Here is a 20643-nt window from a genome sequence, read left to right on the forward strand (position 1 = left end):
CCGAGGAGACCGAGCGCGTCGGGAGGGGGTGGGTCGGCGCAGCCCCGAGCCTGCGCCAGGCCCGCCGAGAACCCCGCCCACCGGCGCGAACAGCCGGCGCGGCCGGCGGCGCGCCCGGACCCGCCCCGCCAGGAGGGCCCGGGCAGTCACGCCGGCACCGCCGAACCGTATGGGACGGGATCGGGACCGGACAGCTGCCGGATTACTCACCGTTTCATGCACTCTTACTCATTCTCGAACGTGGTACGGGCGGTGACCTGAATGTGACGGATCTCGATATGCTGGCCCCGTGGAGCACTGGGGATTCGTCGGCCGCGCCGACGAGTTGACCCGGCTGACCAGCGTCGCGAGGGGCGGCTCGCAGCGCGGCCTGATTCTCAGCGGAAGCGCCGGGATCGGCAAGAGCCGGCTGCTCCACGAGGCCGTCGCCGACCTGCCCGCCGAGCGGTACGCGGTGCACTCGGCCTCGGCGAACATCGCCAGCTCGGGGCTGCCGTTCGGCGGGCTGGCGCAGATCCTGCCGACCGACCCGCCCGCCGGGCTCTCCCCCGCCGGGCTGCTGCGCTGGGCCGTCGACGGGCTGCACGCGGAGTCCGGCGACCGGCCGATGGTGCTGGCCATCGACGACGCCCACCTGCTCGACCCGCCGTCCGCCGCGCTCGCCCACCTGCTGGTCCGGGAGGGCGCCACCCTGCTCGGCACGCTGCGCACCGCCGAGCCGGTGCCGCCGCCGATCAGCGCGCTCTGGACCGAGGGCCTGCTCAGCCACGTCGAGCTGGCCCCGCTGACCGACGACGAGTCGCGTGAGCTGCTGACCGCCCTGGTGCGCGGGCCGGTCGAGGCGGGCTCCGCCCAACGGCTGATCCGGCTGGGCGGCGGCAACCCACTGCTGCTGCGTGAGCTGGTGCTGGCCGCGCTCGGCGGCGGCGAGCTGGTCAAGACGTACGGGTTCTGGCGCTGGACCGGCCGGCTCACCCTGGCGCCCAGCCTGGCCGACCTGGTCGGCGCCCGGATCGGCGGGCTCACCCCCGGCGTGCGGGACGTGCTGGAGCTGGTCTCGTTCGGCGAGCCGGTGGGGCTGACGCTGCTGATGCGCGGCGCCGCCGCCGCCGACGTCGAGGCCGCCGAGGAGCGCGGCCTGATCCGGGTCGTCGCCGACGAGCGCCGCCGCGACGTCCGGCTCGCTCATCCGCTCTACGGCGAGGTGGTCCGCCGCCGCTGCCCGGTGACCCGCTCCCGGCGGCTGCTGGCCGGGCTCGCCGACCTGGTCGAGGACGCCGGCGCCCGGCGCCGCGACGACCTGCTGCGGGTCGCGCTCTGGCGGCTCGACTCCGGTACGGCGCAGGACGGCGCGCTGCTGCTCGACGCGGCCCGGCAGGCGTTCGGCCGGTTCGACATCGGCCTGGCCCGGCGGCTGGCCGCGGCCGCCCGGGACGCCGGCGCCGGGTGGGCGGCCGCGGAGCTGCTCGCCACCGTGCTGCTCTTCGCCGACAGCCCGGAGGAGGCCCTGTCCGTCCTGGACGCCGATCCGGACGACAGCGCCCGCCGGCTGACCGCCCGCGCGGCCGTGGAGTTCTTCGGGCTGGGCCGGCCGGAGGCGGCGGACACGCTGGCCGCGGCCCAGCTGACCGACCCGGCGGAGACGGCCCGGCTGCGGGCGTTCGAGGCGTTCATCCGGCTCCAGCTCGACGAGCTGCCGGCCGCCCGGCGGCTGGCCCGGGAGGTGCTCGACGAGCCGGCGGCCGGGGTCGCGACCCGCGCGCTGGCCCGCTGCGTGCTGGCGTACCTGCTCGCGGCCGGCGGCGACCCGGACACCAGCGCCGAGCTCATCGCGGCCGTCGAGGCCGACACCGCGGCCTGGCGGCGCGACACCCCGACCCTGCAGTACGCCCTCCAGATGGCCGAGGGCACCCGGGTCAGCGTCGCCCTCGACCTGCCGGAGATCGACCGGATCCTGGCGGCGGAGTTCGCCCACCTGGCCCAGGCCGGCGGCTTCGGCTTCGGCTCGGGCTGGGTGTCGCTGCTCCAGGCGCAGGCGAGCCTGCTGCGCGGGCAGACCGGGGAGGCCCTGCACGCCGCGGAGCAGGCCTGCGCGTCGCTGGCACCGGCCCGGGTCTACGACGGCAGCGCCCACTTCGCCCGGGCCAACGTGGCGGCGCTGCGCGGCGACAGCAGGCTGGCCACCGAGTCGCTGGCCACCGCCGAGGCCGCTGCGGGCACCGCCGTCAGCCTCTACTACCCCTGGCAGGAGCAGGCCCGGGCGTGGACGCTGGCAAGCCGGGGCGAGCCGGCCGCGGCCGTCCGCATCCTCGAGCGCGCCGCGCACCGGCTGCGGGCCGACGGCCTGTACGGCCACGAGCTGCTTGTCCTCTACGACCAGGTCCGGCTCGGGCAGCCGCAGCCGGCCGCGACCCGGCTCGCCGACCTGGCGAGGGTGGTCGGCGGGCGGGCGACGCCGCTGCTGATCCGGCACGCCCAGGCCGCCGCGACCGAGGCGGCGGAGGAGCTGTTCGCGGTGGCCCGCGAGTTCGCCGTGCTGGGCTACCAGCTCTTCGCGGCGGAGGCGGCGGCGGGCGCGGTCCGGAGCTTCCGCGCCGCCCGGGACCCGCGGGCGCTGGCGGCGAGCACGCTGATGGCCGACGTGCTGGCCCGCTGCGGCACCCTGCGGACGCCGGCGTTGCTGCTGGTCCAGCCCGCCCTGACCGTCCGGGAACGCCAGGTGGCCGAGCTGGCCGCCGAGGGGGTGCGGAGCCGGGAGATCGCCGACCGGCTCTTCCTGTCACCCCGTACCGTGGAGAACCACCTGCAGCGCGTCTACACCAAGCTCGGGGTCAACGGGCGGGTCGAGCTGGCCCCGGCGCTGCGGCTGCTCCCGCAATAGGGCTCCGTCGGCCGGAGCCCGGACGCACACGCCTAAGGTGGATCAGTGACCGACTTCGCTCCCGCGCTGCTGACCGACCAGTACGAGCTGACCATGGTCAGCGCCGCCCTCAAGGACGGCACGGCCGAGCGCCGCAGCGTCTTCGAGGTGTTCGCCCGGCGGCTGCCGAGCGGGCGCCGCTACGGCGTGGTCGCCGGGCAGGGCCGGTTGATGGAGCTGATCCGCGACTTCCGGTTCGCGCCGGAGGACATCACCTTCCTGCGCCGCTCCGGGATCGTCGACGAGACCACCGCGGCGTGGCTCGCGGACTACCGGTTCACCGGCGACATCGACGGGTACGCGGAGGGCGAGCTGTTCTTCCCGGGCTCGCCGATCCTGACCGTCTCCGGTGGTTTCGCCGAGTGCGTGGTGCTGGAGACGCTGATCCTGTCGGTGCTCAACCACGACTGTGCGATCGCGGCGGGAGCGGCCCGGATGGTCACCGCCGCCCGGGGCCGGCCGATCATCGAGATGGGCTCCCGCCGTACCCATGAGGAGGCCGCCGTGGCCGCGGCCCGGGCGGCCTACCTGGCCGGTTTCGCATCCACCTCGAATCTCGCGGCCGGCGGCCGCTACGGCATCCCCACCACCGGCACGTCCGCGCACGCGTTCACGCTGCTGCACGACGACGAGCCGGCCGCGTTCGCCTCCCAGGTGGCGGCGCTGGGCAAGAACACGACGCTGCTGGTCGACACCTACGACATCGCGCAGGGCATCCGCAACGCGATCGCGGTGGCCGGGCCCGACCTGCGCGCGGTCCGGATCGACTCGGGCGACCTGTCGGTGCTGGCCCAGCAGTCCCGCGAGCTGCTGGACTCGCTCGGCGCGACCGAAACGAAGATCATCGTCTCCGGCGACATGGACGAGTACGCAATCGCGACGCTGGCGGCGGAGCCGGTCGACATGTACGGCGCGGGCACGGCGGTGGTGACCGGCTCGGGCGCGCCGACCGCCGGCCTGGTCTACAAGCTGGTCGAGGTCGACGGCCGGGCGGTGGTGAAGCGCTCGGAGAACAAGGCGACGGTCGGCGGCCGCAAGACCGCCATCCGGCGGCACAAGCCCACCGGTACGGCCATCGAGGAGATCGTGGTCTCCCAGGGCGTGCCGGACCACCACACCAACGACCGGCTGCTCCAGCACTCGTTCGTGGCGGGCGGCGAGATCGCCCCGCTGCCGACCCTCGCCGAGTCACGCGACCACCTGCGCCAGTGCCTGATCTCGATCCCGTGGGAAGGCCTGAAGCTGTCCGCCGGCGACCCGGCGATTCCGGTAACCGTCGTCCCGACCGCCTGAAAGGTGTGACCATGTCGCGCGCGCTCATCATCGTCGACGTCCAGAACGACTTCTGCGAGGGCGGCTCGCTGGCCGTCCAGGGCGGGGCGGGGGTGGCGGCCGGGATCTCGGCCGCCCTGAGGTCCGGCGGCTGGGACCACGTCGTGGCGACCAAGGACTACCACGTGGACCCGGGGGCGCACTTCAGCGCGCACCCGGACTTCGTGGACTCCTGGCCGGTCCACTGCGTGGTGGGCACCGACGGGGCGTCCTTCCACCCGGCGCTGGAGACCTCACGGGTGGAGGCGGTCTTCCACAAGGGTGCGCACGCGGCGGCGTACTCGGGCTTCGAGGGGCACACCACCGAGGGCGAGGGGCTCGCGGACTGGCTCCGGGCCCGCTCGGTGACCGACGTCGACGTCGTCGGGATCGCCACGGACCACTGCGTCCGGGCCACGGCGCTGGACGCCCGCAAGGCGGGTTTCACGACCACGGTGCTGCTGGATCTGACGGCCGGGGTGGCCGCGGGCACGACCACGGCGGCGCTGGCGCAGTTCGCGGAGGCGTCGGTGGCCACGACCGGCACCCCGGTGGTGGCGCCGGGTCCCGCGTGACCTCCGTCTAATCGGTTGGGTCTTGTCATACCCCTGCTGGACACTGGCCGGCGGAGGATAGGACCCGAATGACACTCACGCCTTACCGGGAGACGCTGGCGCTGCGCGGCATCCGGTCGCTGCTCATCATGGCGACGCTGGCCCGCATCCCGATCACCGCCGGCACGGTCACGCTGACCCTGCACGTGACCCAGGATCTGGGCCTCGGCTACGGCGCCGCCGGCCTGGTCGGCGCGGCCTTCACCGTCGGCAGCTCGCTCGGCGCGCCGGTGCTGGGCCGGGTCACCGACCGCAAGGGCCTGCGCCCGGTGCTGGTGCTGACCACGGTGGCCGAGGTGACGTTCTGGTCGGCGGCGCAGGCCATGCCGTACTGGGCGCTGCTGATCGCGGCGCTGGTGGGCGGCTTCCTGACGCTGCCCGCGTTCGCGGTCGCCCGGCAGTCGATCGCCGCGCTGGCGCCGGAGTCGCACCGGCTGCCGGCCTTCGCGCTGGACTCGATCACCACGGAGCTGTCGTTCATGGCGGGTCCGGCGCTCGGGGTGCTGGTCTGCACGACCGCGGGCGCCCGGGTGGCGATGCTGGCGGTCGGCGCCGGCATCCTGCTCAGCGGCATCGGCCTGTACGTGCTGAACCCGCCGATCCGCGGCAAGGACGAGACCCCGATCTCGGCCGGCGAGCGGGTGCCGCGGAGCACCTGGCTGAAGCCGCGGCTGGTGGCGGTGCTGGCGATCAGCAGCGCGGCCACCCTGGTGCTGAGCGGCACGGACGTGGCGGTGGTGGCGGTGCTGCAGAGCGCCGGCGAGGTGCAGTGGACCGGGGTGGTGCTGGGCGCGTGGGCGGCGTATTCGCTGCTCGGCGGGTTCACGTACGGGATGGTGAGGCAGGGGCTGCCGCCGCTGGCGCTGTTCGCGCCGATGGCCCTGCTGACGATCCCGGTCGGGCTGGCCGGGGGCCGGTGGTGGTTGCTGGCGCTGCTGTTGCTGCCGGCGGGTGCCCTGTGCGCCCCGACCATCACGGCGACGGCAGACGCGGTGAGCAGGCTGACCCCGGCCTCGGCGCGGGGCGAGGCGATGGGGCTGCACAACTCGTCGCTGACGGTCGGGGTGGCGCTGGGGGCGCCGCTGGCGGGCGTGGTGATGGACACCTGGTCGCCGGCCTGGGGGTTCGCGGCGGTCGGCGGGGTGGGGGTGCTGGTGGCCGTCCTGGCGCTGCCGGCGGAGCTGCGCCGCCGGCGTGAGCAGGCGGCAGCGCCCGCCGCCGACGCCGGGCAGGCGGTTGATCGCGCCGCCGACGCCGGGCAGGCGGTTGATCGCGCCGCCGACGCCGGGCAGGCGGTTGATCGCGCCGCCGACACCGGGCAGGTGGGCGATTCGGCCGATGCGCTGGGGTCGGGGGCCGCCGGGCCGGCGGTCGGGTTCCCCAGCGACGACCCGGCGCGGGCGAGCTGACGACGGCTGGTCAGGCGGTGGGCGACCGGCGGCCGCCGTAGGTGGCTACCAGCGCGTCTGCCACCGTCGCGGCGTCCGCGTCGGCCACCTCCGCCGGGTATTCCGGCAGCAGGTCGTCCCAGACCGTCAGCCACGAGCCGTAGAGCTGGGCCTGCCCCTCCGGCCGGGCGAAGAACCACATGTGCAGGTGCGCGCCGCCGTCGCCGATGCGATAGACGTGGGCCCGGGAGATGTGCGGCAGCGCCTGCACGTGGCGGACGATCCGGGTGCTCCACAGTCCCAGCTCGGCGGCCAGCTCGTCGGGCAGGTCGGCCATGTCGTAGTGGTCACGCGGGTACAGCATCAGCACCAGCGGCACGCCCACACCCGGGATCCGGGCCAGCCGCCAGTTGTCGGTGAACCAGATGCCCTCGTCCCGCTCCCGGCAGGTTCGGCAGTCGGCGGGGTCCTCGCCGTGCCGGGCCGGCTCGGGGAGCACCGGCGGCCGCAGCGGGGCGACACGCAGGCCGTCCTGCTCGAAGGGGCTGATGTCCCAGCCGGTCATCCGCGCCAGCGGGAGCCGGTGCTCGCCGTCCGCGGCGGCCAGGGCGTGGTCGTAGAACTCGTCCGGTCGTAGCGCCATGCCGGGCAGCGTAGTGCGGCACGGAAACGGCCCGCCTCCGATTTCGGGAGCGGGCCATTCCGGAGGATCAGGTCAGTGCTTGCTGCTGTCGCTCAGGTCTTCCCGGTAGGTCGCGCCACCATCCGACTCCGAGGTCAGCGGGCGGGCGCCGCCCTCCGGCGGGCCGGCCACCGACTGGCTGCCCGCGGCCAGCTCCGGGAACTTCGCGTCGAAGGCGGGACGCTCCGAGCGGATCCGCGGCATCTTGTCGAAGTTGCGCAGCGGCGGCGGGCTCGACGTCGCCCACTCCAGCGAGTTGCCGGCGCCCCACGGGTCGTCGACCGTCACCAGCTGACCGACCTTGTAGGACTTCCACACGTTGTAGAGGAACGGCAGCGTCGAGGCGCCCAGGACGAACGAGCCGATCGTCGAGAACGTGTTCAGGAAGGTGAAGCCGTCGCCGGGCAGGTAGTCCGCATACCGCCGGGGCATGCCCTCCGCGCCCAGCCAGTGCTGCACCAGGAACGTCGCGTGGAAGCCGATGAAGGTCAGCCAGAAGTGAATCTTGCCGAGGCGGTCGTCGAGCATCCGGCCGAACATCTTCGGGAACCAGAAGTAGATGCCCGAGAACACCGCGAACACGATCGTGCCGAACAGCACATAGTGGAAGTGCGCGATGACGAAGTACGAGTCCGAGACGTGGAAGTCGATCGGCGGGGCCGCCAGCAGCACACCGGACAGACCGCCGAAGAGGAACGTCACGAGGAAGCCGATCGCGAACATCATCGGCGTCTCGAAGCTGATCTGGCCGCGCCACATCGTGCCGATCCACACGAAGAACTTCATGCCCGTCGGCACCGCGATGAGGAAGCTCAGGAAGCTGAAGAACGGCAGCAGCACCTGGCCGGTGACGAACATGTGGTGCGCCCACACGCTCATCGACAGCGCCGCGATCAGCAGGGTCGCGCCGACCAGGCCCTTGTAGCCGAAGACCGGCTTGCGGCTGAAGACCGGGATGACCTCGGTGATGATGCCGAAGAACGGCAGCGCGATGATGTAGACCTCGGGGTGGCCGAAGAACCAGAAGAGGTGCTGCCAGAGCATCGGCCCGCCGGTGCTCACGTCGAAGACGTGCGCGCCGAGCACCCGGTCGGCGGCCAGCGCGAACAGCGCGGCGGCCAGGAACGGGAAGACCATGATCACCAGCAGGCTGGTGACCAGGATGTTCCACGTCATGATCGGCATCCGGAACATCGTCATGCCCGGGGCGCGCAGCGTGATGATCGTCGTGATGATGTTGACGCCACCGAGGATGGTGCCCAGGCCGGACAGCGCCAGGCCGACCACCCACATGTTGCCGCCGATGCCCGGCGAGTGCAGCGAGTTGCTGAGCGGGGTGTACGCGAACCAGCCGAAGTCGGCCGCGCCGCCCGGGGTCAGGAAGCCGCTGATGGTGATCGTGCCGCCGAACAGGTACAGCCAGTAGGCGAAAGCGTTGAGCCGCGGGAACGACACGTCGGGCGCGCCGATCTGGATCGGCACCACGAAGTTCGCGAAGGCGAACACGATCGGCGTCGCGAAGAACAGCAGCATGATCGTGCCGTGCATCGTGAACAGCTGGTTGTACTGCTCCGGCGACAGCACCTGCATGCCCGGCCGGGCCAGCTCGGTGCGCATGAGCAGGGCCATGAATCCGCCGAGGATGTAGAACACGAAGGCGGTGATCATGTACATGATCCCGATCTGCTTCGCGTCCGTCGTCCGCAGGATCCGCGCGAGGGCCGAGCCCTTTACCTGCTGTCGCACCGGCCAGGGCCGGGTCACGATCGGCTTAGGCGCAACGGTCGTCACGGATAGCCTCCGGTGTCTCGTTCGTCCCACTCCGTACACCCGAGTTCGAAGGCGTACCTCGCAGGCAGAATAGCCGCCCGCCGACCCCCGGCGGGCGCGGGGTGACCAAAGAGCACCCGGGTCTCAGAACGGCTCGACGAGTCCCCGGTACTGATCAGCGAAGATCCGTTGACCCCGCCTCCGCAGCATAGGGTCGCGCAACGCCGGAGGGACGTCGCGGGTCTGATCACGCTCCCGGGTGTGCTCGCGCACCTGCGTGCAGCGGTCCTGCCGGCGCTGCTCAAAGGCGCGCAGCGCGGCGGGCACGTCGTCGGGCGTGGCCTTGAGCACCTCGCCCAGCACCACGGCGTCCTCGAGCGCCATCGCGGCACCCTGGGCCAGCGTCGGCGCGGTCGCGTGCGCGGCGTCGCCGACCAGCAGCACCGGGCCCTTGGCCCAGCCGTCGAGCACGACCTCGTCGGTGCGGGCGACCTGGACCTTCTCCAGCGCGGCCAGCACGGCCGGCACCGGCCCGGCGAAGTCGGCGAACAGCTCGCGCATCCGGGCCCGCGGATCGGCCGGGTTGACGGCCTCCGGCTCGACCGACTCGTCGGCGTGAACGTAGAGCCGCCGGCCGCCCATCGGCATCACCACGAACTGGGAACGCCGGCCGAGCAGGCAGATCCAGTCGCTGAGCGGCGGGCCGCCGGTGACCACGCTGCGGTAGACGATCTGGCCGGTCGGGATCGCCGGCCCGCCGAGCCCGGCCCCGGTCCGGATCATGGAGCGCCGCCCGTCGGCGGCGATGACCAGGTCGTACTCGGCGAGGACGCCGTCGCCGAACTCCACCTTGGCGGCGCCGTCGACGATCTCCAGGTCGCGGACCGCGGTGTCGTAGCGCACCTCGCCACCGACGCTGGTGAGCAGCACCTGCTGCAGGTCGCCGCGGGAGAGCGCGCGGCTCTCGCCGACCCCGGCCCAGAGCGCGGCGAGGTCGATCTCGAACAGCTCGCCACCCTCGGCGTCGAGGAACACCTGCCGGAAGATCAGGTCACCGAGCGGGCGCAGCGGGGCGTCCAGGCCGAGCTGGCGCAGGGCCCGGGAGGCGTTGCCGGGCAGGAAGATCCCGGCGCCGGGAACGGTGGTGGCGGGCAGCTCCTCCACCACGTCGGGCCGGAAGCCGGCCACGCGGAGCCCTCGGGCGGTCGCGAGGCCGCTGATGCCGGCGCCGACGACCAGGATGCGCAGAGTCATCGCAGCAACGCCTCCGAGGGGTGGTCGATACGCGTCGGAGCCAAGACACTACAGGCCGCCACTGGAGGGCGGTACCCGCGATCATGTCCATGTCCGATTTGTTCCAGACGACCGGTGTGCGGCGCTCGTCGCGTCACTGCCATGACACCTACCTTCGATGCGATCGGCCGCGCGGTGGCCGACATGGGAAAGGCACTCTCCTTCTGCCGCCGTCCGGGACTGTCTTTCCCCGCCGGCTCGGATGCCCAACCGCACGTCGGCTCCGTCGACCTCTTCGCCGCCGCGCCCGGCTAGCCGACCAGCGCGCGGAGGGGCACGCCGGCCAGCGCCTTCACCTCGCGGGAGAGGTGTGCCTGGTCGGCGTAGCCCGCGGTGGAGCCGACCTCGGCGAACGGGCGGCCGCGGCGCGCCAGCGCCACCGCCGTCTGCAACCGGAGGATCCGGGCGAGCGTCTTGGGGCCGTAGCCGAAGGTGCTGAGGCAGCGGCGGTGCAGCTGGCGCGGGCTGAGACCGCACCGGTCGGCGATCACGCCGACCGGGCGGCCGGCCCGGGCCCCGGCGGCCACCGCGACCATCACCCGGTCGGGCTCCCGCCAGCGCCGCCGCGCCAGCTCCTCGAGCGCGGCGGTGGGGTCGTCAGTGGCGCCGGCGAGCCGGCGCACCTCGGCGGCGGGCAGCACCGCGTCGAGCGGCACCTGCCGGTCGGTGAACTCGTCGGCGGGCACGCCCAGCACACCCGGCCCGGTCCCGACGGCGAACCGCAGGCCGAAGAAGCGGCTGCCCGGCGGGGCCGTGCCGAGCTGGGCGGTGGTGTCCGGGCCGGCGATGAAGACCGTGCCGTCGTGCCAGATCAGGTCGAGGCAGCCGTCCGGCAGGATCCGGCTGACCTCGGCGCCCGGCGGCACCCGCGTGCGCCAGGCGACGACGTGCGGGAGCTGAGCGGCCCGTTCGGCGTACATGCGACCACCCTGGCAGGGGGGTGTGACAACTTCTCCGAATGACAACCGTGTAGTTCGGGCGGACAATTGCCGGGTGACCGATCAGCTGGAGGAGTATCGGCGCCGCCGCGACGCCCGGCGCACCCCGGAGCCGGTGCCCCGCGCCCGGCCCCGGCCGAGCACCGGGAACCGGTTCGTCATCCAGCAGCACCACGCCCGCAGCCTGCACTGGGACGTGCGGCTGGAACGCGACGGCGTGCTGGTCTCCTTCGCCGTGCCGCGCGGCCTGCCCCGCGACCGCGGCCGCAACAACCTGGCCAAACACACCGAGGACCACCCGCTGGAATACCTGGGCTTCGCCGGCGAGATCCCGGCCGGCGAGTACGGCGGCGGCCGGATGACCATCCACGACCAGGGCACCTACGAGACCGACAAGTGGCGCGACGACGAGATCGGCGTCACTTTTCACGGGGAACGCACCAGCGGGCGCTACGTCTTCTTCCAGACCGGCGGCAACGACTGGATGGTCCGCCGGATGGACCCCAGCGAGCCGGGCTGGCAGCCCATGCCCGAGGCCATCGAGCCCATGCTCGCCGCCCGGGCCGCCGGCCTGCCGCCCGACGACGAGGACTGGGGGTACGAGCTGAGCTGGGCCGGCCGGCGCACCCTCGGCTACGTCTCCGGTGGCCGGATCCGGCTCACCACGGCCGACGGCACGGACGTGACCTCGTGGTATCCGGAGCTGCGGCCGCTGGGCGAGGCGCTGGCCCCGCTGGAGGCCGTCCTGGACGGCGAGATCGTGGCCTTCGACGGCTCCCGGATCGCGCCCGAGCTGCTCGAACGCCGCAAGGCGCCACGCGACTCCGCGGCCGCGCGCCGGGCCGCCGAACGGACACCGGTGCAGTTCCTGGCCTACGACCTGCTCTGGCTCGAGGGCCACTCCACGGTGGAGCTGGTCCGCTACGCCGAACGCCGCGAGCTGCTCGACGGGCTGGCCCTGACCGGCGACAACTGGCAGACCCCGCCGTACTTCCCGGGCGGTGGCTCGTTCGCGCTGGACGCCGCGGTGACGCAGGGCCTGACCGGCATCGTCGCGAAACGCCTCGACTCCCCCTACCTGCCGGGCCGGCGCAGCCGCCTCTGGCTGTCGATCGACGCGTAGGCCCCAGCCGCCCCACCGGTTCCTTGCCGTATGTCCGGATGGCCGTAGCTCGCGGAAATTCCTTCAGTGCAGGCCAGGAGCTTCCGATCTAGCGGTTTACCGGTCCCGGCGACGGAAAGGGCTATAGATAGATGCACTGCCCGAAGCATGAGCCGCCCATCGCTGTGAACTCGGATATGTCTGCTGATCTCTGGAACTCCGCCGTCCAAGTCCTCGACACCAACTGGTCGGACGACCACATGGTCCCGTCCCGGCGCCTCTACCCGCACCAGTGGAGCTGGGACGCCGCCTTCATCGCCGTCGGACTCGCCTACGTCAACCCCACCCGTGCCTGGCGTGACCTGCGCAGCCTGTTCGAGGCGCAGTGGCCCGACGGCCGGGTGCCGCACATCGTGTTCGACCCCCGCACCGCCGAGGACGACTACTTCCCCGGGCCGGGTTTCTGGGAGGTGCCCGCGTACGGCGGCCGCCCCGCCCGCGGCAGCACCGGGCTGGTGCAGCCGCCGCTGCACGCGGTCGCGGCGTGGGAGGTCTACCGCCGCGCCGCGGCGCACGGCGTGGCCTGCGCCCACGAGGCCGGCGCGCAGCTCGCCTGGCTGTATCCGCGCCTGGTCGCGCAGCAGGAATACCTGACCCGGCGGCGGGACGTCAGCGGCGACGGGCTGGCCAGCATCGTGCACCCGTGGGAGTCGGGCCTGGACAACAGCCCGTCCTGGGACTCGGCGATGGCGGCCGTGCCGGCCGACCTGAGGCTGCTGGAGCGCTACCGGCGGCGGGACATCGAAAACGCGGACGCGGCGCACCGGCCCACCGATCTCGACTACTCCCGGTACGTCGGCCTGGTGGTCAACTACCGCGACGCCGGCTACTCGGACGCCCAGCTGGCACAGCGCCACGACTTCGTCGTCGAGTGTCCATCGTTCAACGCGATCCTCGCCGCGGCCGAGCTGGCCCTGGCCCACATCGCCGCGGTGGTCGGCGCCGACCCGGACCAGCACCGGCGGCGCGCCCGGGAGATCACCGCCGCGATCTCCACGCACCTGTTCGACCCGCGGACGCGGACGTTCCGGTCCCGGGACGTGCGTCGCCGCGCGCTGAGCCCGGCCCGGTGCGTCAACGGCCTGATGCCGCTGCTGCTGCCCGATCTGCCCACCGGGCAGGCGGAAGCGATCATGGCCGAGGCCCGGTCGGCACGCTTCGGCCTGCCGGAGCGCACCGGCCTGCCGCTGCCCAGCTACGACCGGACGGCGCCCGACTTCGACCCGCTGCGGTACTGGCGCGGGCCGACCTGGATCAACGTCAACTGGCTGCTGCGGCGCGGCATGCTGATGCACGGCTACCACGGCGAGGCCGAGGACCTGCGGACCGCGATGATCCGCCTGGTGCACCGCTCCGGGCACTTCGAGTACTACCACCCGGACACCGGCGCGGGGATCGGCGCCCCGGCCTTCAGCTGGACCGCCGCCCTCTGTATCGACCTGCTCGCCGACCGCAGCGTGCCCGCCTACGCCCGGGCCGCCTGAGCGCTCAGAATTCCTCCGCCCGCACGGTCGTGTCCGCGCCGTGTCCCGTGTGCACGACCGTGTCCGGCGGCAGCGTGAGCAGGCGCTCGCGGATCGACCGTTCGATCGTCGGCCGGTCGCTGTGCGAGCGGCCGGTCGCGCCGGGCCCGCCCTGGAACAGGGTGTCGCCGGTGAAGACGCAGCCCAGCGCCGGCGCGTAGAGGCAGACGGCGCCGGGGCTGTGCCCGGGCGTGTGCAGCACCCGCAGGATCTCGCCGGCGACCTGGATCTCGTCGCCGTCGGCCAGCGGGGTCGGCATCGGCTGGTCGGGGTGCACCAGCTTCCAGAGCACCTCCTCCGCCGGGTGCAGCAGCAGCGGGGCGCCGGTCTGCCGGGCCAGCTCGGGCGCGACCCGGACGTGGTCGTCGTGCGCGTGGGTGAGCACGATCGCGACGATCCGCCGGCCGCCGACCGTGTCGAGGATGGTGCGGACGTCGTGCGGCGCGTCGATCACCACGCACTCGTTGTCGTCGCCGACCACCCAGACGTTGTTGTCGACGTCGAACGTCTCGCCGTCCAGCGAGAACGTCCCGTGCGTCACCGCGTGGCCGACCCTCATGAGAAGAGCACCACCGAGCGCAGCACGCCGCCCTTGTGCATCTTGCTGAACGCGTCCTCCACGTCGTCGAGGCGGATCTCCTCGGTGACGAAGGCGTCCAGGTCGATCCGGCCCTGCAGGTAGAGCTCGGTGAGCATGGGGAAGTCGCGGGTCGGCAGGCAGTCGCCGTACCAGCTGCTCTTGAGCGACCCGCCGCGGCCGAAGATGTCCAGCAGCGGCAGCTCGACGGTCATCTCCGGGGTCGGCACGCCGACCAGCACCACCGTCCCGGCCAGATCCCGGGCGTAGAACGCCTGCTTGTACGTCTCCGGGCGGCCCACCGCCTCGACCACCACGTCGGCGCCGTTGCCGCCGGTCAGCTCCTGCACCGCGGCGACCACGTCGGTGTCCCGCGCGTTGACGGTGTGCGTCGCGCCGAACTTGCGGGCCCACTCGAGCTTCTGCTCGTCGGTGTCGACCGCGATGATCGTGGTGGCGCCGGCCAGCGCCGCGCCCACGATCGCCCCGTCACCGACGCCGCCGCAGCCGATCACCGCGACCGAGTCACCGCGGGAGACCCCGCCGGTGTTGATCGCCGCGCCGATCCCGGCCATCACGCCGCAGCCGAGCAGGCCGACCGCCGCCGGCCGGGCCCGCGGGTCGACCTTGGTGCACTGCCCGGCGTGCACGAGCGTCTTCTCCACGAACGCGCCGATGCCCAGCGCCGGGGAGAGCGCGGTGCCGTCCTCGAGCGTCATCTTCTGGGTGGCATTGTGGGTGTTGAAGCAATACCACGGCTTGCCCTTGCGGCAGGCCCGGCAGTCGCCGCAGACGGCCCGCCAGTTCAGCACGACGAAGTCGCCCGGCGCCACGTCGGTGACCCCGGCACCGACGGACTCCACCACGCCGGCGGCCTCGTGGCCGAGCAGGAAGGGGAAGTCGTCGTTGATGCCGCCCTCGCGGTAGTGCAGGTCGGTGTGGCAGACCCCGCAGGCTTGGATCTTGACGACGGCCTCGCCCGGACCCGGGTCCGGCACGATGATGGTGGTCACTTCGACAGGCGCGCCCTTCGCCCGGGCGATGACTCCGTTGACTCGCTGGCTCATGGTTCCCACCTTCTCACCTCCGGCTGGGCGCGCGCGCTGTCGGACCCAGGATCTAAGTTGAGCAGGTGACTGTCGCGCGCCGCATGCTGATCGCCCTCCTGATCGTGCTCCTGGCGCCCGCGCCGGCCCGGGCGGACGCGCCGCTGCGGCTGCCCACCCAGGTGACCGACGAGGCGGGTGCGCTGGGCGGCCGGGCGGCGGAGGTCCGGACGGCGCTGAGCCGGCTCCAGTCCGACACCGGCATCCAGCTCTTCGTGGTGTTCGTCGAGTCGTTCGACGGCACCCCCGAGCAGCGGTGGACCGACGAGACCGCCCGGCTCAGCGGCCTAGGCGACCGCGACGCGCTGCTCGCGGTGGCCACCCAGGACCGGGCGTACGCGTACTCGTTCGCGGAGGACTCCCGCCTCTCCGCAGCCGAACTCGACAAGGTGGCGGCCGACGACATCGAGCCGGCCCTGTCCCGCGGCGACTGGGCGGGCGCGGTCATCGCCGGAGCAGCGGGTTACACCGACGCCGCCGCGGGCTCGGGCAGCTCCCTGACCTGGGTCATGATCATCCTCGCGCTGCTCATCGTGGGCGCCCTGGCCTGGGTCTACCTGCGCCGCCGCCGCGCCAGGCCGGCCGCCCCGGCCGAGCCCGCCGGCCCCTCGATCGAGGAACTGACGGCCACCGCGAACGCCCTGCTGATCGAGCTGGACGACGACCTGCGCGCCAGCGACAGCGAGCTGGCCCTGGCCACGGCGCAATACGGCACCGGCGCGACGACACAGTTCCGGGCCGCCCTCGACGCGGCGCGCCCGGAGGTCGCGGAGGCGTTCCGCCTGCGGATGACGCTGGAGGAGGAGCCCGCACCGGACGAGCCGACCCGGCACCGCATCCTCAGCGAGATCATCGCCCGGTGCCGGGCCGCCGACGAGCGCCTGGACGCCGAGTCGGAGGCCTTCGACCAGCTCCGAGACCTGGAGGGCCGGGCGGCAGAGGTGGCCGACGAGGTGGAACGCCGCCGGGCCGCGGTCGAGGCCGCCCTGCCGGCGGCAGCCCAGACCCTGCAGGACCTGACCCTCCGGTACGCCGGACCGACGGTGACCGCGCTCTCCGGCAACCTGGACCAGGCGCGGGAACGTCTCCAGTTCGCGGGGGACGCGGTGAATCGGGCGCGGGTCGCTCTGGCCACGGCCGGCGGCCCTTCCACGGCCACCCCCGCCGGCGGTTCCCCCGTTGCGGGCGCCGGCGGGGCGGTGGAGGTGGTTCCGGGTGGGGGTCGGGCGGAAGCGGCGCTGGCCGTGCGGGCCGCCGAGCAGGCGGTCGGGCAGGCCGAGCAGCTGGTGGCCGCGATCCAGCGCACCGGCGCCGACCTGACCAGCGCGCGCACCGCCGCCGACGCGCTGCTCGCCGAGCTTCAGGCCGAGATCGCCGCCGGGCGGACCGCGCTGGCCGGTGGCGGTGCGGTCCCGGCCGGGCTGGGCGCCGCGGTGACGGGCGCCGAGCAGGCGGTCGCCGGGGTGCGTGGCCGGCTTGCCCAGCCGAAGACCGACCCGGTGACCGAGGTGGCAACCCTGCAGGCCGCGGACGCGGCCCTGGACCGGGCCCTCGCGGAGGCCCGGGACGCCGCCGAACGAGCGGCACGCGCCCGCAGCGTGCTGGCCCAGGCGCTGCCGGTGGCCCGCGCCGAGGTCGCCGCGGCGGGCGACTTCATCACCACCCGGCGCGGCGCGGTCGACACGAGCGCACGGGCATCGCTGTCGGAGGCCCAGCGCCACCTGGCGCTCGCCGAGAGCCTCGCGGTGTCCGACCCGGCGGCGGCGCTGGGCGAGGCACAGCAGGCGCAACAGCTGGCGGCCGGCGCGGGCCAGGCGGCGCGGGCAGACGTGCAGAGCTGGGGCGGCTACGGCGGCGGCTACGGCGGGCAGGGCGGCTTCGACAGCGGGGCCTTCGCGGGCGCGGTGCTCGGCGGCATCCTGTCCGGCGGCGGTGGCCGCTCGCGGGGCGGCAGCTGGGGCGGTGGCGGCTTCGGAGGCAGCGCCAGCCGCGGGCGACGATCCGGCGGCGGAGGCGGTGGCGGGCGGCGAGGCGGAGGCGGGCGCTTCTGAGCCCCCGGCCCGGGTGCTACGGGTTGACGCGGGGCGCGGGGTCTTCCAGCAGGGCATCGCAGAGTTTGCTGAGCTGACGGACCTGCGCCGGGCTCAGCCGGTCGAAGACCAGGTTCTGCACGGTGTCCACGTGCCCGGGCGCCGCCGCCACGATCTTCTTCATGCCCTCGTCGGTCAGGACCGCTATCTGGACCCGGCCGTCCTCCGGGTCGCGCTCGCGGCGCACCAGGCCCTGCGCCTCGAGCCGGGCGACCACGTGGGAAAGGCGGGACAGCGAGGCACTTGCCTTCCGCGCCAGCCTGCTCATCGGCAGGCGCCGGTCGTCGCGCTCGGACAGCGTCGCCAGCACCAGGTAGCCCATGTGGGTCAGGCCCGCCTCGCGCTGCAACTGGCCCTCGAGCGCGGCCGGAACCTTGACGAGCACCTCGATGAACCGGCGCCAGGCCTGCTGTTCATCGTCGGTCAACCACCGCGGCTCGTCCATGGCAGCAGATTAGTTAACCGAGTGCGCCGTGAGGTCGACCGGGTGCCCGGATATCGGCACCTGCCGGGCGGCCGCCGTCGGGTGGCGGCCCAACCTTCGGGAAAGTGCCGGCGAACATTTGGGCAGGTCGATCGACTTCCTTGAAGCCTCAAGAGTATCCTCCGGAGGGACTTTCCTCTCCGGCACGGCGCCGGGACCGGCTGGCTGGGGGGCCTCGGCCGGCCCCGGCGCCGTGCCGCCCACCCCGCACCGCCCGCCCGGCACCGCACCGCACCGCGCCGGGCCGGGCCGCGCCGCAGCCCCGCGAGCGCCGCACCCCCCGCGAGCGCCGCAGCCCAACCGCCCAGATCAGGACACGGCAAAGGACGGCCTGCGGCGATGAAGACGCGGGCCGTCCATTGCCGTGCGACCCAGCTCAGGAGGCCGGCGGCTCGTCCTTGCCGGCCTCTTCCATCGCGTCGGCCTGCTCCTTGGTCTTGTGGACCGCGCCTTCCGCGTGCTCCGGCGGCCCGTAGACCGTGTACAGCACGAGCGGGTTCGGGCCCTCGTTCGTGAAGTTGTGCTTGTGCCCGGCCGGCACCACCACCAGGTCGCCCTGGTTGACCTTGCGGGTCTGTCCGCTGATCTTGGCCTCGCCGGTGCCGCTCACGAACGTGAGGATCTGGTCCACCTCGTGGACCTCCTCGCCGATCTCGCCGCCCGGCGGGATCGTCATGATCACGAGCTGGGTGTGCTTACCCGTCCACAGCACGCGGCGGAAGTCCGGGTTCTTCTCGGCAACGGTGGCGATCGTGTAGTGCTCCATGCCACCGGCATACCCCGATTACGGGAGATTTGAACGCCGGAGCCGGTTGGCCGGCCGCAGCTCCTCCACCGGCGACGGGCGGCCGATCAGGTAGCCCTGCACGAAGTCGACCCCGAACTCGCGCAGCATCCGCATCGTCGCCTCGTCCTGCACGTACTCGGCGACCGTGTGGATGCCGTACGCCTGGCAGACCTGCACCAGCGCCCGGACCAGCACCTGGTCCTCCGGGTTGCGGACCAGGTCGACCACGTACTCGCCGTCGATCTTGACCAGGTCGATCGGGAACAGGCGCAGGTAGCGGAACGACGCGTAGCCCGAGCCGAAGTCGTCCAGGGCCAGCTGGCAGCCCAGGTCGCGGATGCGGTCGGCGAAGCTGCGGGCCTCGCTCAGGTTGCCGATCAGCGCCGTCTCGGTGATCTCGAAGGTGAGCTGCTCGGGGTTCACCGCGTACCGCTCGATCAAGGTCTCCACCTCCGCGGTCAGGCGCGGATCGCCCACCGAGCGGCCGGAGAGGTTGATCTGCAGGCAGAGGTCGGTGCGCTCGGCCGCGAGCTGCATCGCCCGCTCGACCACCCACAGGTCGATGTCGTAGATCGTGTCGAGCCGCTCGGCGATCTGCAGGACCTGTTCCGGCGACTGCGGGTTGTCGCCCTCGTCCAGGACCCGCAGCAGCAGCTCGTGCCGGAGCACCCGGTTGGTCTGCAGCTCGAGGATCGGCTGGGCGAACAGCGTGAACCGGTCCGTGCCGAGCGCGTCGGCGACCCGGTCGCGGTAGGTGCCCTGCCGGGCTCGGGGCAGCACCGGGTCGGCGACCAGGGTCAGCGGCCGGCCGGCCTCGCGACCCTGCCGCCAGGCCTGCTCGGCGTCGATCAGCAGGTCGTGGCTGCCGGCGTCGGCCTCGGGCCGGAAGCGCACCAGCCCGGCCCAGATCCGGGCGCGCAGCCAGGCGTCGGGCAGCACGAACGGCTGCGATCGCAGCGCTTCGACGAACAGGTCGGCCTGGCGGCGGGCCATCACCCAGGAGGCGCCGGCCAGCAGCACCGCCAGCTCGTTCGGCCCGGCCCGGCCCAGCAGGTCGTCCGGCCGGGCCAGACCTTCCAGTACGCGGGCAGCCCGCTGCAGCAGGTCGGCGTGCCGATCGGCGCCGGCGCCCTCGGCCCGATCCGGTTCCACCCGGATGACCAGCACCGCACCGCCACCACGACGCTGAGCCCGGTCCACCTCGTCGGCGAACCGCGCCCGGGTCATCAGCCCGGTCAGGCCGTCCAGGTCGATGACCGAGGCCTGGACGGTCTCGCCGCGCCGGCTCAGCCGGGCCACTTCCCGCCGGGCGCGCTCGCGGGCGGAGACGTCGCGCAGCACACCGTGCAGGCCCTTCACGGCGCCGTCGGGGTCGACGATCGGCTCCAGCCGGCAGTCCACGTCGAACCAGCCGCCGTCTTCGCGCATCAGCCGCACCGTCGTGCGCACCGGCTCGCGGGCCGTCCAGGCCCGGGTGAACGCGCCGAGCGCCTTGGCGTGGTCGTCGACGTGCACGTGCCGGGACAGGATCTGCTGGGTCTGTTCTTTGGCCGCGGGCGGCCGGCCGAGCAGGGTGGCGAGTGTGTCGGACCACACGATCTCGCTGCCGACAGCCAGGTAGGTGAACCAGGCCTCGTCGTCGGGAGGCGTCCGGGGCTCGGGAAGCGGCAGCTGGTAGCCCTGATTCGGGCTGATCCGGGGGCGGCGGGAGAGGCGGTCGCGCAGCGCGCGGGGACGGGGGAAGCGTTCGTCGGGTGCCGTCATGCGCCGTCGCTCCCTCCCTCCAGGTGAACCGTAACCCCTGACCTATTACGACCCGTCACGGGTCGATGTAACAGTGGGCACCCCCGACAATGTTTTCGCAACTGGCCCAACAAAACGGGGAACTGCGGTTTCTCCCCCGATCAGAGCATGAAATTGACTGATCGGTCGACCACTTGCCCTCGGTCGGTCGCGCCCCGGTCACCGCCGAGTCCATGACAGACAGTTACTTGCTGT

The 20643-nt window shown here is 73.3% G+C and carries 16 protein-coding genes; 7 read left to right on the forward strand and 9 right to left on the reverse strand.

Annotation, left to right across the window (positions count from 1 at the left end; translation table 11 throughout):
- The first annotated feature begins 289 nt into the window (after positions 1 to 289).
- From ACIBQZ_RS10040 to ACIBQZ_RS10055, 4 genes are all read left to right on the forward strand, one after another.
- The gene (locus tag ACIBQZ_RS10040; RefSeq protein ID WP_396088169.1) at positions 290 to 2881 is read left to right on the forward strand and encodes a LuxR C-terminal-related transcriptional regulator; all 2592 of its coding nucleotides are present in this window, start codon (positions 290 to 292) and stop codon (positions 2879 to 2881) included.
- A 45-nt stretch (positions 2882 to 2926) separates the two neighbouring features.
- Complete coding sequence (locus ACIBQZ_RS10045; RefSeq protein WP_396088170.1) at positions 2927 to 4213, forward strand: nicotinate phosphoribosyltransferase; 1287 nt, start codon at positions 2927 to 2929, stop codon at positions 4211 to 4213.
- Between the two features lie 11 nt (positions 4214 to 4224).
- Positions 4225 to 4806, forward strand: a complete 582-nt coding sequence (locus tag ACIBQZ_RS10050; RefSeq protein ID WP_396088171.1) for an isochorismatase family protein — start codon at positions 4225 to 4227, stop codon at positions 4804 to 4806.
- A gap of 68 nt (positions 4807 to 4874) precedes the next feature.
- The gene (locus ACIBQZ_RS10055; RefSeq protein ID WP_396088172.1) at positions 4875 to 6254 is read left to right on the forward strand and encodes an MFS transporter; all 1380 of its coding nucleotides are present in this window, start codon (positions 4875 to 4877) and stop codon (positions 6252 to 6254) included.
- Positions 6255 to 6264: 10 nt separating this feature from the next.
- Here ACIBQZ_RS10055 and ACIBQZ_RS10060 read toward each other — a convergent pair whose 3' ends face one another.
- The 4 genes from ACIBQZ_RS10060 to ACIBQZ_RS10075 form a co-directional block, all read right to left on the reverse strand.
- Positions 6265 to 6876, reverse strand: a complete 612-nt coding sequence (locus ACIBQZ_RS10060; RefSeq protein WP_396088173.1) for a hypothetical protein — start codon at positions 6874 to 6876, stop codon at positions 6265 to 6267.
- Between the two features lie 72 nt (positions 6877 to 6948).
- The gene (ctaD, locus tag ACIBQZ_RS10065) at positions 6949 to 8706 is read right to left on the reverse strand and encodes a cytochrome c oxidase subunit I (RefSeq protein WP_396088174.1); all 1758 of its coding nucleotides are present in this window, start codon (positions 8704 to 8706) and stop codon (positions 6949 to 6951) included.
- Between the two features lie 123 nt (positions 8707 to 8829).
- Positions 8830 to 9939: an FAD-dependent monooxygenase gene (locus tag ACIBQZ_RS10070; RefSeq protein ID WP_396088175.1), complete on the reverse strand. Its 1110-nt coding sequence runs from the start codon at positions 9937 to 9939 to the stop codon at positions 8830 to 8832.
- A 290-nt stretch (positions 9940 to 10229) separates the two neighbouring features.
- A complete protein-coding gene (locus ACIBQZ_RS10075; RefSeq protein ID WP_396088176.1) occupies positions 10230 to 10898 on the reverse strand; it encodes a helix-turn-helix domain-containing protein in 669 nt (222 codons plus the stop codon).
- A 73-nt stretch (positions 10899 to 10971) separates the two neighbouring features.
- Between ACIBQZ_RS10075 and ACIBQZ_RS10080 the strand changes: the two genes are divergently transcribed.
- Together ACIBQZ_RS10080 and ACIBQZ_RS10085 are read left to right on the forward strand one after the other, a co-directional pair.
- Complete coding sequence (locus ACIBQZ_RS10080) at positions 10972 to 12039, forward strand: DNA polymerase ligase N-terminal domain-containing protein (RefSeq protein WP_396088177.1); 1068 nt, start codon at positions 10972 to 10974, stop codon at positions 12037 to 12039.
- 176 nt (positions 12040 to 12215) lie between these two features.
- A complete protein-coding gene (locus tag ACIBQZ_RS10085) occupies positions 12216 to 13562 on the forward strand; it encodes an MGH1-like glycoside hydrolase domain-containing protein (protein WP_396088179.1) in 1347 nt (448 codons plus the stop codon).
- Positions 13563 to 13566: 4 nt separating this feature from the next.
- On the opposite strand, the gene ACIBQZ_RS10090 is transcribed toward ACIBQZ_RS10085, so the two are convergent.
- Positions 13567 to 14160: an MBL fold metallo-hydrolase gene (locus ACIBQZ_RS10090; protein WP_396088180.1), complete on the reverse strand. Its 594-nt coding sequence runs from the start codon at positions 14158 to 14160 to the stop codon at positions 13567 to 13569.
- Complete coding sequence (locus ACIBQZ_RS10095) at positions 14157 to 15245, reverse strand: S-(hydroxymethyl)mycothiol dehydrogenase (RefSeq protein WP_396088181.1); 1089 nt, start codon at positions 15243 to 15245, stop codon at positions 14157 to 14159. Before ACIBQZ_RS10095 ends, ACIBQZ_RS10090 begins: the two co-directional genes overlap by 4 nt.
- A gap of 65 nt (positions 15246 to 15310) precedes the next feature.
- Between ACIBQZ_RS10095 and ACIBQZ_RS10100 the strand changes: the two genes are divergently transcribed.
- Positions 15311 to 17335, forward strand: coding sequence for a TPM domain-containing protein (locus ACIBQZ_RS10100; RefSeq protein WP_396088182.1), 2025 nt, complete (start codon positions 15311 to 15313; stop codon positions 17333 to 17335).
- A gap of 16 nt (positions 17336 to 17351) precedes the next feature.
- Here the strand turns inward: ACIBQZ_RS10100 and ACIBQZ_RS10105 are convergent, their stop codons facing one another.
- The 3 genes from ACIBQZ_RS10105 to ACIBQZ_RS10115 all read right to left on the reverse strand — a co-directional run bounded on the left by ACIBQZ_RS10105 (position 17352) and on the right by ACIBQZ_RS10115 (position 20409).
- Positions 17352 to 17819 carry a MarR family winged helix-turn-helix transcriptional regulator gene (locus ACIBQZ_RS10105; protein WP_396088183.1) on the reverse strand — a complete coding sequence of 156 codons (468 nt, stop codon included), beginning with the start codon at positions 17817 to 17819 and terminating at the stop codon, positions 17352 to 17354.
- 415 nt (positions 17820 to 18234) lie between these two features.
- The gene (locus tag ACIBQZ_RS10110) at positions 18235 to 18624 is read right to left on the reverse strand and encodes a cupin domain-containing protein (RefSeq protein ID WP_396088184.1); all 390 of its coding nucleotides are present in this window, start codon (positions 18622 to 18624) and stop codon (positions 18235 to 18237) included.
- Positions 18625 to 18642: 18 nt separating this feature from the next.
- On the reverse strand, positions 18643 to 20409 hold the full coding sequence (locus ACIBQZ_RS10115) for an EAL domain-containing protein (protein WP_396088185.1): 1767 nt from the start codon (positions 20407 to 20409) through the stop codon (positions 18643 to 18645).
- Between the last annotated feature and the right edge of the window lie 234 nt (positions 20410 to 20643).

It is taken from the genome of Actinoplanes sp. NPDC049599 (assembly GCF_044465625.1).
GTDB lineage: Bacteria > Actinomycetota > Actinomycetes > Mycobacteriales > Micromonosporaceae > Actinoplanes.